The sequence below is a fragment of the Tychonema sp. LEGE 06208 genome, assembly GCF_015207505.1.
Classification (GTDB): domain Bacteria; phylum Cyanobacteriota; class Cyanobacteriia; order Cyanobacteriales; family Microcoleaceae; genus Microcoleus.
The window spans coordinates 1-12,010 of the sequence record NZ_JADEWT010000161.1; the positions used below are offsets into that span (position 1 = coordinate 1).

Genomic DNA, 12,010 nt, shown 5'->3' on the forward strand with positions numbered 1-12,010 from the left:
GGGTTGGGGTGGGGTAAAAAACTTTACGATTCCTGCAAGGACTGCTATATCTGATTCAAGAATTTGAGTTCTGATGCAGTAATTGCTGAATATCCGTCCGCAAGGCAGCAATTTCAGCGCTCAGGGCTGCAATTGATTTTGCTCCTGCTAATTCGGCTTCCTCATCCTCTGCATCGCGACCGATAAAAAATGTGGCGATTGTCGCAGTTACATAACCAAAAACTGCAAAAGCATAAAGTGCCAAAACAAGGCAAAGTATGCGGCCTTCAGGCGTTTTTGGCCAATATTCCGAACCCAATGTCATCATCAACATTGCCGTCCACCACAAAGCAGTGGCGTAATTATTTAAACCGGAGGAACTGTCGCCGACATCTTTTTCAAACGCATACATCCCCGCTGCGCCTACCAAGGTAATAATTATTGTTAGTCCTACAACATAACCAAATCCCCTGCGTTGAACACTTGCAGCTAAGGCCCGCATCCCTCGATTGGTACGAGTCATGACTCGCAACAACTGCAAACTTCGGACAGCCCGTGCTGTCTTAAATGCTCGGAAAATTCGGATAAATCGAAAGGTACGCAAAGCCGGTAACAGCAGAGAAAAAACTGCGCTCCAATTGCTTTTGATATAGGAAATTTTGCGCGGTGCAATGGCGAGTTTAAGTATAAAATCTGCAATAAAAATCGCCCAAATTGTGTTGCTGGCGACTTCTAAAAACCGGTTTAATTCCCAAATTAATTCAACTATAAATAGAGCTAGCCACACAAATGACAGCACCAGCATGGGAGTTTCCAGCCAATCTTCTAGCTGCTGTAAAATCTCGTTGCGCTCTTGTTCTAGGGCTGGTTTTTCTGCAAGGTTTGGGTCGCTCATAGGTTAAGTCAGCGATCCAGAGCGTCGATTTTTTGCGATCGGCTTTGGCGATCGGCGATCGCACCGAGGACTCTCTGTTCTGGTTCCGAGACTTCCCCGCTACTTTCAGCAATGCGGCGGCATTGAGCTAATAGCGGTACGGCAAAGTCGGGGTTGAGTTGCTCTAACAAGGCATCTAATGGTTCGGGGGATTTTATATTAGTAGCAATCGTATTCAGAGAATGGGCATTTAATTGCAACACCTTTAATCCTGGCAAAATATCTTCCCAGTTTTTGTTGGGATAACTTGCTAGAATCATGTGCACAATAATTTGATCCATAACTGCTTGTTGGGCGATCGCCACATCGAGATATTCTTCGCTTTGTTGCTGAATTGCTTGCAGCGTTTCGGTTGCAGGTTCATCAGCATCTTCCCTCAATTTGGCTTCATAAAACTCGCGCGCCGCATATCCCAGCGCGTACAGCATCGTAGCATTCGTACTCGCACCAATCATCGCACCGGCCAGCGGTACGTTGCGTAAAAAACCCAAACCTGCTTTCATGGCGTTGCTACCGCCCAGCGCCAACCCAAAAATTGCCAAAACCTCGCCTTTTCGCCCTGGATCTTGCAAATCCATCCCATAGGCGGCGGCAATTTCATAAACCATTTCAGTTTGAATCGCAGTAGTCGCGACTAAATCGATCGCCAACAGTGCAGCCGCGACACCGGGTAAAAGGCTGCTAGCAAGTCCGACACCACCTGCTTGGATCGCTTTTTGCACCATGATGCGATGGGCAATTTCGCTGGAATTTTCCTTGGGATACTGTTGTTGGAGTTGCTTGACTTCCGCTTCGGCTTTGGCCAAATCGACGCGCGAGGTAACTCCAACTAACCAATCAACCCTGAACACACCTGCAACTTGTCTGACAAAAGGAAGATTCCCAACAAAAGTCACAACTTGTCCGGTTCCCTGCGTTGCGTGTCCAATTAATCGATAAGTTTGTTTAGCAGCAGCTTCCCCCAAATTAACTGCCGTATCAACAGCCGCTTTGCCTGCATTCAGTGCAGATTCTGCTGTCTCCGCAACCACATTTAACAAACTAGACTTTTGCTGCAAATCAGTTTTTTCTTCTGGGTTTGATTGGTCATTCATCACTGTTTTTTAAATTAACGACAATATGCCAGGTTTTCAGATTGGACGTAGCCTTTCAGAGGTACTGTAATGGGCACCCAACCATCGCTTCCTAAACCTTCAATCGTCACTCTTCGTCCCTTCGCAACGAAACCAGCCGTTTCTCCATCAGTCGAAGGTGTTTGATGTACGTTAATTCCTCTGACGGCTGCAACTAAGCGGCAGTCAGTAGGAGGCGGAGCATTTGCAGTTTCGCACTCTCCGAGAAAACCACCGTATACGTAGCCTTTTAGCGGTGCTGTAATTGGCACCCAACCATTCTCGCCCAGACTTTGAATTGTCACAGTTCTGCCGGAGCCGATGATGCCGACTGCTTGGCTGTTACTGTTCGCTTCTTGCCGCACGTTAAGACCGTTACTAGCAATTACCTGGCGACAGCTATTGGGTATTTGTGCTAGTAAATATTCACCTGTATTTTGAAGTTTAACGTTTTGAGTTTGATTGGTTTCGCTAGCAAACGCCGGAGCAACTAAAACCGTTGCACTCAACAATAACGAACTTGTTAAACTTGTATATTTTTTCCAGCTTCCATTCTGTTTCATCACTTGATCTGGTTTTAACTCTTTATGTCAACAGCCTATCTCAAATTTTGATTTCGCTCATCTGCTTAAAGCATGAATAAAGAATCACTCGCAAGACATAAAAAAGTTATATTTGCTGCCGTGCTGGTCAGATTTTCAAGGTCGATTGCCGGTAATCAAGCATAAACGCGCGGTTTGCGATCGCCCACAGCATCAATCATTGCCGCTGCCAAACTCAGCAAAGAGCCAGTCCTCTACGCAGCTAATAGCTTATGTGCACACTGCACACTTGACCGATATGGGTGTTTGTCAAAGTATTTTTTGCGTGCAGGACTGTTAAAATAATCGCAGAGCGATCGCAGGAAACAGTCATGCTGTCAGTAAAAGAAGCAGAATCGATCATACTAAATTTGGCGCAATCTCCCGACAGTCAGCGGGATGTAGAAACAGTAGACTTGCTGGCAGCATCGGGGCGAATCTTGGCCGCGCCTGTGACAAGTTCCCTCGATTTTCCTTATTGGGACAATTCGGCAATGGATGGATATGCCGTGCGGTTTGCCGATGTGGAAAATTGCAGCGCCGAAAAACCAGCGGTGCTCGAAGTAGTTGAGGAGATTCCAGCGGGATATCTGCCTCAAATTACGGTGCAGCGGGGCTGGGCGGCGCGAATTTTTACCGGGGCTATGATGCCGGATGGTGCTGATACGGTGGTAATGCAGGAAGAAACGAGGCGTGAGGGCGATCGTATTTTTATCTTAGTTGCTCCTGAAAAACCGCAAGCTTTTGTCAGGCACAAAGGCGCTTTTTATCAAGCAGAAACAACTTTGATGGATCGCGGTACTGCTATCAATGCGCCAGAAATAGCAGTGTTAGCAACTGCACAGTGCATTAAAGTTCCCGTTTACAAGCGCGTGCGCGTCGCTATTTTTTCTACTGGTGACGAATTGGTATCGCCGGACAAACCTTTGAGTCCTGGGAAACTGGTAGACTCGAATCAGTATGCTTTGTCTGTTTTGTTGGCGCAAATGGGATGTGAGCCGATCGGATTGGGGATAATTCCCGATCGCGAAGATGCGCTACAAAAGGCGATCGCCCAGGCTGTTTCGACAGCGGATGTAGTGCTTTCTACGGGCGGTGTCTCGGTAGGAGACTACGATTATGTAGAGAAAATTTTGGCAGATTTAGGAGGTAAAATTCACATTCAGGCTGTGGCGATTAAACCGGGAAAACCCTTAACCGTTGCTGCGTTTAAACGAGATGAAACAAAATCTGATGCGCCGATTTCGAGTTCGGATTGTCTCTATTTTGGTTTGCCCGGAAATCCGGTTTCAGCTTTAGTCTGCTGTTGGCGGTTTGTTGTGCCTGCTTTGAGAAAGATGTCTGGGCTGGGCGCGGATGCTTGGGGGCCGGAGTTTGTCAAGGCTAGGTGTAATGCTGAATTGCGATCGCACGGCAAGCGCGAAACTTATGTTTGGGGTAAACTACATTTAGTGGCGGGAGTCTGGGAATTTGAACCAGCTAGCGGCAGTCAAAATTCAGCGAATTTAATTAACCTCGCTAATACAACTGGTTTAGCAGTTTTGCCAGCAGCAGAAACCTGGATTCCCCCAGGCGAATTTGTTGAAGTTTTAAAAGTTAGTCATTAGTCATTGGTCATTAGTCATTAGTCATTAGTCATTAATCTTCCTTATTCCTTCTTCCTTCTTCCTTATTCCTTCTTTTTACCATGAGCGAAGCCGTTATAGCCTTCTTCCTGATGACTTGGACGTTCGCTCGGAGGAGACAGCACTAATGACTACTATAGCCTTTCTGTGCTCTCATATGAGGTACTATCCGGCATAGGGCATAGGCCTCCGTGGGCATAGGGCATACCTCACTTTTGTGATAACCGCTATAACTAATGACTAATGACCAATGACTAATGACTAATGACCAATGACTACTGACTAATGACTACTGACTAATGACTACTGACTACTGACTACTGACTACTGACTAATGACTACTGACTACTGACTACTGACTACTGACTACTGACTACTGACTACTGACTTCATATTATGAGAATTTTAATTGTTGAAGACGATCCGATGATGCAACTGGGATTAGAGCAAGTATTAGCAGATTCGCCAGAAATAGAAATAGTAGGGCAAGCAGAAGACGGGTATTTAGGAGTAGCTGCTGCACTGAAACTCAAGCCTGATATTATCGTTATGGATATCGGTTTGCCCAGGCTAGACGGCATAGCAGCCACTCAAAAAATTAAATCACAAATGCCGGAAGTTCGAGTGGTAATGTTAACTTCTCACACAGCAGAAATTGAAATTATTGCAGCACTTTCTAGCGGTGCTGATGCTTATTGTATTAAAGGTGCTTCCGTAGACAGGCTGTTAGCGGCGATCGCAGCGGCAGCAGAGGGGGCTACATACCTTGACCCTCAAATTGCCCGCACTGTGATCGAGCATCTCAAACCGCCGGCACCAGCCTCTACAGCTACTTTTGGTCAGTTGTCGCAGCGGGAGTTGGAGGTATTAAAGTTAATGGTGGAAGGTAACAGCAATCCAGAGATAGCAGCGGCGCTTTACTTGAGTCCAAATACTATTAAAACTCACGTTCGCGGTATTATGAATAAGTTGGCTGTGGATGACCGCGTGCAAGCGGCAGTTGTAGCCCTGAGAACCGGGTTGGTTTAAAGAAGTCAGCAGTCATCCGTCATCCGTCATTAGTCAGCAGTCATTAGTTATTTTTTGTTTGCTACCAATGCTTTTGGCCTCATTCTTAATTTCCAACTCCCAATTCCTAATTCCCAATTAATTCCTAATTCCCAAAAAGTTTATGTCAGAGTGGATAGAAATCGGTACAATTGTAGCAGCTCAAGGTTTGGACGGGGAAGTGCGAGTCTATCCCGATTCAGATTTCCCGGAAAGATTTATCGAACCGGGGAAGCGGTGGCTTTTGCGCCCTAACAAAAGTGAACCGGAACCGATCGAGTTTTTGGGAGGTCGCTACATACCGGGCAAAGGCTTGTATGCTGTAGAGGTGGAGGGCGTGGAAGACCGCGATGGTGCCGAGGCGCTGCGGGGCTGTAAGTTGTTTGTAGAAAAGACCGATCGACCTTACCTCGAACCTGATGAGTTTTACGTGCAAGATTTGATCGGTATGGAAGTTTTTAACCAATTAACCGGGGAAATTTTAGGCAAAGTAAGTGATATTCTTGCCGCAGGTAACGACCTGTTAGAAGTAGAAACAAATCTAACGCCGCCAGAACTAGAAAAGCCCAAAAAAGCTGAAACTCCCAAAACAAACCCTGACCCCAGAAATACCCGCAAACCACGGAAAATCCGCGAGAAACAGCCTAAATCAACAAAAATCTTGATTCCTTTCGTGCAAGAGATTGTGCCAGTTGTTGACTTAGAAAAAGGCCGAATTGAAATTGTGCCTCCCGCTGGTTTGTTAGACTAATATCAAAATATTTTGGTGCGTCGTTAACGAAATTTTCACCACTATTTGATTGGCGAGAAGCGACGCACCAAACCGCATGGGCTGGCTGATTGACCCCGACAAAGAATTGATCTTTGTCTACCGAAGCGATCGCACCATTGCTGTATTTGATCGACCCCAAGACAAACTTCCCGCCGTTCCAGACTTCGCCACTGCCCTTGAGTTCACCGTCGGTAAAATCGACCGTTGGCTGGAGAACTAAAATTCAATACGCGATTGTTAAAACTGTTCGAGAGGTCGAATACTCTCTATCTAGATATTAAGTATCGTGTCTATTATTGCTATATCGCACGATTAAATAACTAATTGAAAGGGCCAAAATTGCCGTCGATAGACCTATCAAATCTGCTGCTGTTTTTTTCTCTAAATCAAGAATAATTATTTTTCGAGATACGGCTATTAAAGAAGTTACAATAACTAGCTCTACTTGAATTACGTGTTTCTTGAGATAAGCTGTAATATTTTCTAATATTTCCAGAGCAATTAAAACATTTAAAAATAACCCAAACATGACAAACAACGTGTCTTTTAGCAAAGTGTGGTCGTCGTTAAACAACTCTTTTCCTAAATAAATCAGCAAATCGCAAACACTAACGATAATTACCACAATCATCGCCAGTGAGAGAATTTTCGATATTATTACTTCTACATTTTCTGTAAAATGCAGAAAATTTTGATCGCTGTCAAACCTAGAAATTCGCCTAAATATTTTTTTCAGCATACCAGTTATATCATGTGCGTCGAATTGCCAGCGATCGAACTCTGTGCCGCGGTGGGGCGGGTTGATGTAGCCCGATCGCCTGCCGTCCCCCTACCGAGGGGACAAAAAATTGCTCTTGCGCCAACCCCTACTTTCCCTACAACCAGGGAGATGCAAGGATCTCTCCTGGCAAGAAACAGCGTTAACCCAGGTGTATTGGTATATAGATTGTGTGTTTGAATTATATATTGTTTTTGAACCAGCCCCTAGGGGAATTAGATTAAATCAGGTTTTAATACCCCGTAGATTCTTCAGTCGCCCTCCGGCGGACATCCTTTGACGCTTAGGCGATTTCCGTCGCCTTTCGATTCTTTAAGGGAGTAGGTTGGGGCGGCGGGTTGGGGCGTCGGGTTTACAGGATTTCTCGTTTGTATTGCTGCATACATTCGTGAACTAGCCCCTACGGGAATTATCCTAAAGCCGGCTTTAATACCCCGTTTCCTCTTCAGTCGCCCTCCGGCGCGCACATCCTTTGACGCTGACGATTTCAATCGCCGAGTCCTGCTACAATACAGATTATTTATGTTAAATCGCAAACAAATTGCATTTTATTTAGAAGACATTGAAACGCCCGCAGGGAGAACCGTCAGTTTAATTATTACCGGACTCATTCTCCTATCTACTGCCAGCTTTATCGCAGAAACTTACCCGATTTCCGAATTAGTTAGAACTCGATTAGCAACTCTCGACACCGCTCTTTTAGTCGTTTTTACTGTTGAATATTTAGTGCGGCTGTGGTGCGCTGATCATAAATTTAAGTTTATTTTTAGTTTTTTTTCGATAGTCGATTTGCTGGCAATATTACCATTTTTACTGGGATTTGTCAATGTCAGTTTTATTCGGATTTTTCGCTGGTTTAGAATTCTCCGACTCATCCGCTTTCTGGAATTAAAAAATTCGGTTTTTCGCATCAGCACCGAAGATGGGGTTATTTTTTCCCGGATTGTGTTTACTTTACTGGCGATAATTTTTGTTTATTCTGGTTTGATTTATCAAGTCGAACATTCGGAAAATCCCGCAGCTTTTGGGACTTTTTTGGATGCTGTTTATTTTTCGGTTGTCACGATGACTACGGTGGGATTTGGCGATGTTACTCCGATTTCAGAATCCGGCCGTTTTCTAACTATTTTGATGATTTTGACGGGAATTGCTCTGATTCCTTGGCAGTTGGGGGATTTGATTAAACAGTTAGTTAAAAGTGCTAATCAAGTAGAGATTGTTTGTAAGGGTTGCGGTTGGTTAGTACATGATGCTAATGCTAAATTCTGTAAAATGTGTGGCACTCAGTTGGATAATGGTTGACTGTTGGCTGTTGTTATTAGTTATTTGTTAGTAGTTATTTGTTAGTGGTTATTTGTTATTTGTTAGTGGTTATTTGTTATTTGTTAGTGGTTAGTGGTTAGTGGTTATTTGTTAGTGGTTAGTGGTTAGTGGTTATTTGTTAGTGGTTATTTGTTAGGGGCAACCAATAACTAATAACTAATAACTAACAACCAACAACCAATCACCAATCACCAACAACCAATAACCAACAACTAGCAACTAATAACCAACAACCAACAACCAACAACCAACAACCAACAACCAACAACCAACAACCAACAACCAACAACCAACAACCAATAACCAATAACCAACAACCAATAACCAATAACTTCTTTAAGCTAAAGGTAACAAGATTTCAAATTCGGTACCTGTTCCTAATTGCGATCGCATTCTGAATGCGCCGCCGTGTTTGCCCGTCACGATTTGATAGCTAACTGCTAAGCTGGTTTCTTTGAGGGCGCGTTTTTCGGCAGAGAATGATTCTATGATTCTTTTGTACTTGTGAGGTGACATTCCCGGCCCGTTATCTGCTATGCGAATCGAAACCCAGCGATCGTGAAGTTTGTTCAAGTCGCTCGCAGGTTCGGGACAGCACACTTGGGTTGTAATTTCAATTTGAGGCTGGCGATCGCCCTCTCTGATTCCTCCACCCTTGAACTCCTTCGCCAATTCTTGACCGACTGCTTCGTTAATTAATGTATGAATAGCATTGGTCAAGATATTCATAAATACTTGGTTTAGCTGTCCTGCATAGCACGGCACGGGCGGCAGGTAGCCGTAGTTTTTCACTACTTTTATTTCCCTGGTCAAACGACTTTTGAGCAGCAAGAGTATGCTGTCTATATTGGCGTGCAAGTCGGTCGGTTTGGGATAAATATCGTCGATGTGGCAGAAATTTTGCAAACTGGTTGCTAACTTACTCAAACGTTCGGCTCCGGCTTTGATGCTGGCCACAGTTCGCAGGAAATCGTTTTGCAAAAAGTCATAGTCTATCTTTTCTTTGAGCTGTGCTATTTCCGGCGGTTGTTCAGTACAGTGCGCGTCGTAAACTAAGAGCAACTCCATCAAGTTTTTGCTGTAGTCGCTGACGTAGGTTAAATTCCCCCAAATAAAGCCCACCGGATCTAAAATTTCGTGGGCTACTCCGTTGACTAAACGGCCTAAACTAGCCATTTTTTCGCTTTGAATCATTTGAGTTTGGGCTCTTTCGTAGCGGACTTGAGTTTCTATGCCGCGAATTTGCCAGTAGGCGATGTTTAGTGCGTGAGGGTTTAAGAGTCGGTAAGATTGGGAGTCTATTTGGACGACGATTGGTTCTGACTGCAATTCGGGCGATCGGCGCAAAGCTTGTGGAGCTCCCGCCAAAATCGTTGTACTCTCTGCGAGCAATAATATTTCGACGCGAGCGTAACTGTAGAGCACTTTCAGTGGCAGGTGCAAAAATAGCTCAGGGCCTTGGGGTTTGAGCAGATATTCCAGCAGTTGTCTGCGCGAGATCATGCCCGCAAACTCTCCTGCTTCGATCAAGACGACTCCCGGCACCAGGGGATGCTGTTCAAAGATTTCGGCAACGGCCACGGCCAAGCAGCTCGATTTTACCTGAAATTCATACAGGGGCAAATCCCAGAGGGTAGACTCTAGTGAAAGGTCTTGATGGCTGCCTTCGGAAAGTGAAGGGCTTTGTAGTTTGGAACTGAATGTATTTGCCACTGGAACTTTATAATTGCCGAAATGCTGGAACAGTAAAATGAGAACCCACTACTAAGTTAGCCTATCATTTCACCGCAGCAGCGAACCAGAAAACTGTTTTTGAGTTAATCATGTTTTGCGAACTATTGGCAGGAGAATTTCAAATTTGGTGTTCTGGCCTGGTTGCGATCGCAAAAAAAGTTGGCCGCCGTGCTTTTCTGTGACGATTTGATGGCAGATAGCCAGCCCCATACCGCTGCCTTTCCCTGCCGGTTTTGTGGTAAAAAAGGTATCAAATATTTGCTGATGATGTTCTGGGGCAATGCCCGGCCCGTTATCAGCAATCTCAATTGCTACCTGCTGGCCCTGTTCAGTTTCTCTGACATTAGTGGTAATTTCGATTTGGGGCTGCCAGTTATCCGCGCACTCGGTCTGTATTTCTCTATTTGCTGCGTACTCTGTCAGGGCATCTATAGCATTAACTAACAAATTCAAAAACACCTGACTCAACTGACCGGAGTAGCCGCTAACTAGGGGCAGTTCGCCGTAAATTTTTACCACTCTTATGCTATTCTTCAAGCGGTTTTTGAGAATTAACAGCGTCATATCCACGCATTCGTGAATGTCTGTATCCATTGGCTTTGTCTCGTCCATATGAGAGAAGTGGTGCAGCCCGTTCACTATTTTTAGCAATTGCGAGGCTCCCAACTCCATCCCTTCTAAGGTGATCGGCAAATCTTCTTGTAAAAAATCAAATTCAATTTCTTCTTTGAGGGCATTAATTCGGGGAGACGGTTCCGAATATTCCTCTTCATAAGCTGACATTAGTTGCAGCAAATTTTCAAAATAGGACAGCAGAAAAGTCAAATTTCCCCAAATACTGTTCAGCGGATTTCTAATTTCGTGGGCTACTTCTGCGACAATTCTCCCCAGACTCGCCATTTTTTCGGTTTGAATGAGTTTCGCTTGGGTTTGTTTTTTTAGCAGCTTATTTGTTAGTTGGTGAATTCGGGATTGAGCCACCATTAATTGGTGTGAGTCTAACAATTTGTAAGTCTGGGGTGCTACTTCCACTACTACGGGTTCGTAGACTAATTCTGCTAACCTGTAAAGAGATTCCGATGCGGCTTCTACTATTAATTTACTGCCGGGAAGCACCAGCAGCTCTTGCTTGGAAAACCTGTACAATACCTCGATCGGTCGCTTAAAAAACATTTCTAACCCGTAGCGCCTGTTAATTTTTTCATAAAAATAACGCCTGGATATCATGCCGACAAAAGTACCCCGCTCGGTCAAAATGACTCCGGGAAGCATGGAACTTCCTTCAAAAGCCTGGGCTACTTCTTTTGCCTGTTGGGTTAAGTCAATTTGACAGTTGTAGAGAGGCAAATCTAGGAGAGTTGATTCTAAGGATATATCCCAACTACAAATTTCATTGATATGCAAAACGGATAACTCCGAGTTAGTCTCATGCACAGCAAACATAGATGAAACCCCTGTTAAATTTTGTATTGATGGATAAGTTAAGTTGCTATTAATGGCTAACGGGTAATTGCTAGTTTGTCAAATTTTAACAGCACCCAACGGGAAAACCCGATCGCAATAGCATGGTCTGCTAAGGATTTTGTTTCTAAATCAATGTTAAACGATCGAAGCTTTTGTGGAACTTACGGAACTCTGCTGTAAACTTTTTACCATGATATACCCTGCGATCGCGTGTTTTCCGAAAAATCTTAAAAATCTATCAATAGATTAGTGCAATCTGTTATGCTATTTTCCTCTGTCGGTAAAGAGTTGGAGTGCGATCGCCCGTCATCGATAAATATACTGACATCCTTCGAGAGTTCGACGGCCCGGATTCGCACAGTCTCAGGAACTTGAGACACCAGCCCGCAAAACTGGCCCGGAGGCAAAAATCGGCAGATTGTACTGTATTTAAGCAAAAATGCCAATGCAGGCAAGTTTCCAACTCCAACTCCAACAACCCCTAAATCTTAGTTTGCGAAAGCCCGCGCCAGTCAGTCGATTTGAGATTTTAGATATAGTCATTTCAAATAAAAAAGAGACACTATTGAGCGCAGTAGGCACAGATAAGTTCATCTAAAGATGTGCCAGCAGGAGCATACATTCTGGCTCGCTTTAAGGCACTAAAATCGTGTTCAATATC

General features: G+C 44.4%; 12 protein-coding genes and 1 pseudogene. 5 read left to right on the top strand and 8 right to left on the bottom strand.

Features of this window, described 5'->3' with window-relative positions:
* Nucleotides 1-55 precede the first annotated feature (55 nt).
* Genes IQ263_RS26340 through IQ263_RS26350 form a run of 3 tightly spaced genes read right to left on the bottom strand, consistent with a single transcriptional unit; the run spans nucleotide 56 to nucleotide 2,588 of the window.
* A complete protein-coding gene (locus IQ263_RS26340) occupies nucleotides 56-874 on the bottom strand; it encodes an ion transporter (protein WP_194071032.1) in 819 nt (272 codons plus the stop codon).
* An 8-nt stretch (nucleotides 875-882) separates the two neighbouring features.
* A complete protein-coding gene (locus IQ263_RS26345; protein WP_194071033.1) occupies nucleotides 883-2,007 on the bottom strand; it encodes a hypothetical protein in 1,125 nt (374 codons plus the stop codon).
* A 14-nt stretch (nucleotides 2,008-2,021) separates the two neighbouring features.
* Nucleotides 2,022-2,588 carry an SH3 domain-containing protein gene (locus IQ263_RS26350; protein WP_194071034.1) on the bottom strand — a complete coding sequence of 189 codons (567 nt, stop codon included), beginning with the start codon at nucleotides 2,586-2,588 and terminating at the stop codon, nucleotides 2,022-2,024.
* Between the two features lie 350 nt (nucleotides 2,589-2,938).
* On the opposite strand from IQ263_RS26350, the gene IQ263_RS26355 reads away from it, so the two are divergent.
* The 4 genes from IQ263_RS26355 (at nucleotide 2,939) to IQ263_RS26370 (ending at nucleotide 6,270) form a co-directional block, all read left to right on the top strand.
* Entirely contained in the window at nucleotides 2,939-4,213 is a 1,275-nt protein-coding gene (locus IQ263_RS26355; protein WP_194071035.1) for a molybdopterin molybdotransferase MoeA, read from the top strand.
* Between the two features lie 414 nt (nucleotides 4,214-4,627).
* Nucleotides 4,628-5,260 (top strand): response regulator, encoded by a 633-nt coding sequence (locus IQ263_RS26360; protein WP_194012767.1) that lies wholly within the window; start codon nucleotides 4,628-4,630, stop codon nucleotides 5,258-5,260.
* A gap of 142 nt (nucleotides 5,261-5,402) precedes the next feature.
* Complete coding sequence (gene rimM / locus IQ263_RS26365) at nucleotides 5,403-6,029, top strand: ribosome maturation factor RimM (RefSeq protein WP_194071036.1); 627 nt, start codon at nucleotides 5,403-5,405, stop codon at nucleotides 6,027-6,029.
* Nucleotides 6,030-6,078: 49 nt separating this feature from the next.
* A complete protein-coding gene (locus IQ263_RS26370; protein ID WP_194071037.1) occupies nucleotides 6,079-6,270 on the top strand; it encodes a hypothetical protein in 192 nt (63 codons plus the stop codon).
* 57 nt (nucleotides 6,271-6,327) lie between these two features.
* On the opposite strand, the gene IQ263_RS26375 is transcribed toward IQ263_RS26370, so the two are convergent.
* Complete coding sequence (locus IQ263_RS26375; RefSeq protein WP_194071038.1) at nucleotides 6,328-6,789, bottom strand: phosphate-starvation-inducible PsiE family protein; 462 nt, start codon at nucleotides 6,787-6,789, stop codon at nucleotides 6,328-6,330.
* 561 nt (nucleotides 6,790-7,350) lie between these two features.
* On the opposite strand from IQ263_RS26375, the gene IQ263_RS26380 reads away from it, so the two are divergent.
* Nucleotides 7,351-8,130, top strand: a complete 780-nt coding sequence (locus IQ263_RS26380; protein WP_194071039.1) for an ion transporter — start codon at nucleotides 7,351-7,353, stop codon at nucleotides 8,128-8,130.
* A gap of 357 nt (nucleotides 8,131-8,487) precedes the next feature.
* Here the strand turns inward: IQ263_RS26380 and IQ263_RS26385 are convergent, their stop codons facing one another.
* The 4 genes and pseudogenes from IQ263_RS26385 to IQ263_RS26400 all read right to left on the bottom strand — a co-directional run.
* Nucleotides 8,488-9,864 (bottom strand): ATP-binding protein, encoded by a 1,377-nt coding sequence (locus IQ263_RS26385; RefSeq protein ID WP_194071040.1) that lies wholly within the window; start codon nucleotides 9,862-9,864, stop codon nucleotides 8,488-8,490.
* A 108-nt stretch (nucleotides 9,865-9,972) separates the two neighbouring features.
* Nucleotides 9,973-11,328, bottom strand: coding sequence for a sensor histidine kinase (locus IQ263_RS26390; protein ID WP_194071041.1), 1,356 nt, complete (start codon nucleotides 11,326-11,328; stop codon nucleotides 9,973-9,975).
* Between the two features lie 248 nt (nucleotides 11,329-11,576).
* Entirely contained in the window at nucleotides 11,577-11,795 is a 219-nt protein-coding gene (locus tag IQ263_RS26395) for a hypothetical protein (RefSeq protein ID WP_194071042.1), read from the bottom strand.
* A 116-nt stretch (nucleotides 11,796-11,911) separates the two neighbouring features.
* Nucleotides 11,912-12,010, bottom strand: a pseudogene (locus IQ263_RS26400) (IS630 family transposase); the annotation flags it as partial.

Bases quoted from the DNA above. Each gene is read 5' to 3' on its own strand.
- IQ263_RS26350 (WP_194071034.1), bottom strand. From the start codon at position 2,588: ATGAAACAGAATGGAAGCTGGAAAAAATATACAAGTTTAACAAGTTCG.
- IQ263_RS26360 (WP_194012767.1), top strand. From the start codon at position 4,628: ATGAGAATTTTAATTGTTGAAGACGATCCGATGATGCAACTGGGATTA.
- IQ263_RS26380 (WP_194071039.1), top strand. From the start codon at position 7,351: ATGTTAAATCGCAAACAAATTGCATTTTATTTAGAAGACATTGAAACG.
- IQ263_RS26345 (WP_194071033.1), bottom strand. From the start codon at position 2,007: ATGAATGACCAATCAAACCCAGAAGAAAAAACTGATTTGCAGCAAAAG.
- IQ263_RS26375 (WP_194071038.1), bottom strand. From the start codon at position 6,789: ATGCTGAAAAAAATATTTAGGCGAATTTCTAGGTTTGACAGCGATCAA.
- IQ263_RS26340 (WP_194071032.1), bottom strand. From the start codon at position 874: ATGAGCGACCCAAACCTTGCAGAAAAACCAGCCCTAGAACAAGAGCGC.
- IQ263_RS26355 (WP_194071035.1), top strand. From the start codon at position 2,939: ATGCTGTCAGTAAAAGAAGCAGAATCGATCATACTAAATTTGGCGCAA.
- IQ263_RS26390 (WP_194071041.1), bottom strand. From the start codon at position 11,328: ATGTTTGCTGTGCATGAGACTAACTCGGAGTTATCCGTTTTGCATATC.
- rimM (WP_194071036.1), top strand. From the start codon at position 5,403: ATGTCAGAGTGGATAGAAATCGGTACAATTGTAGCAGCTCAAGGTTTG.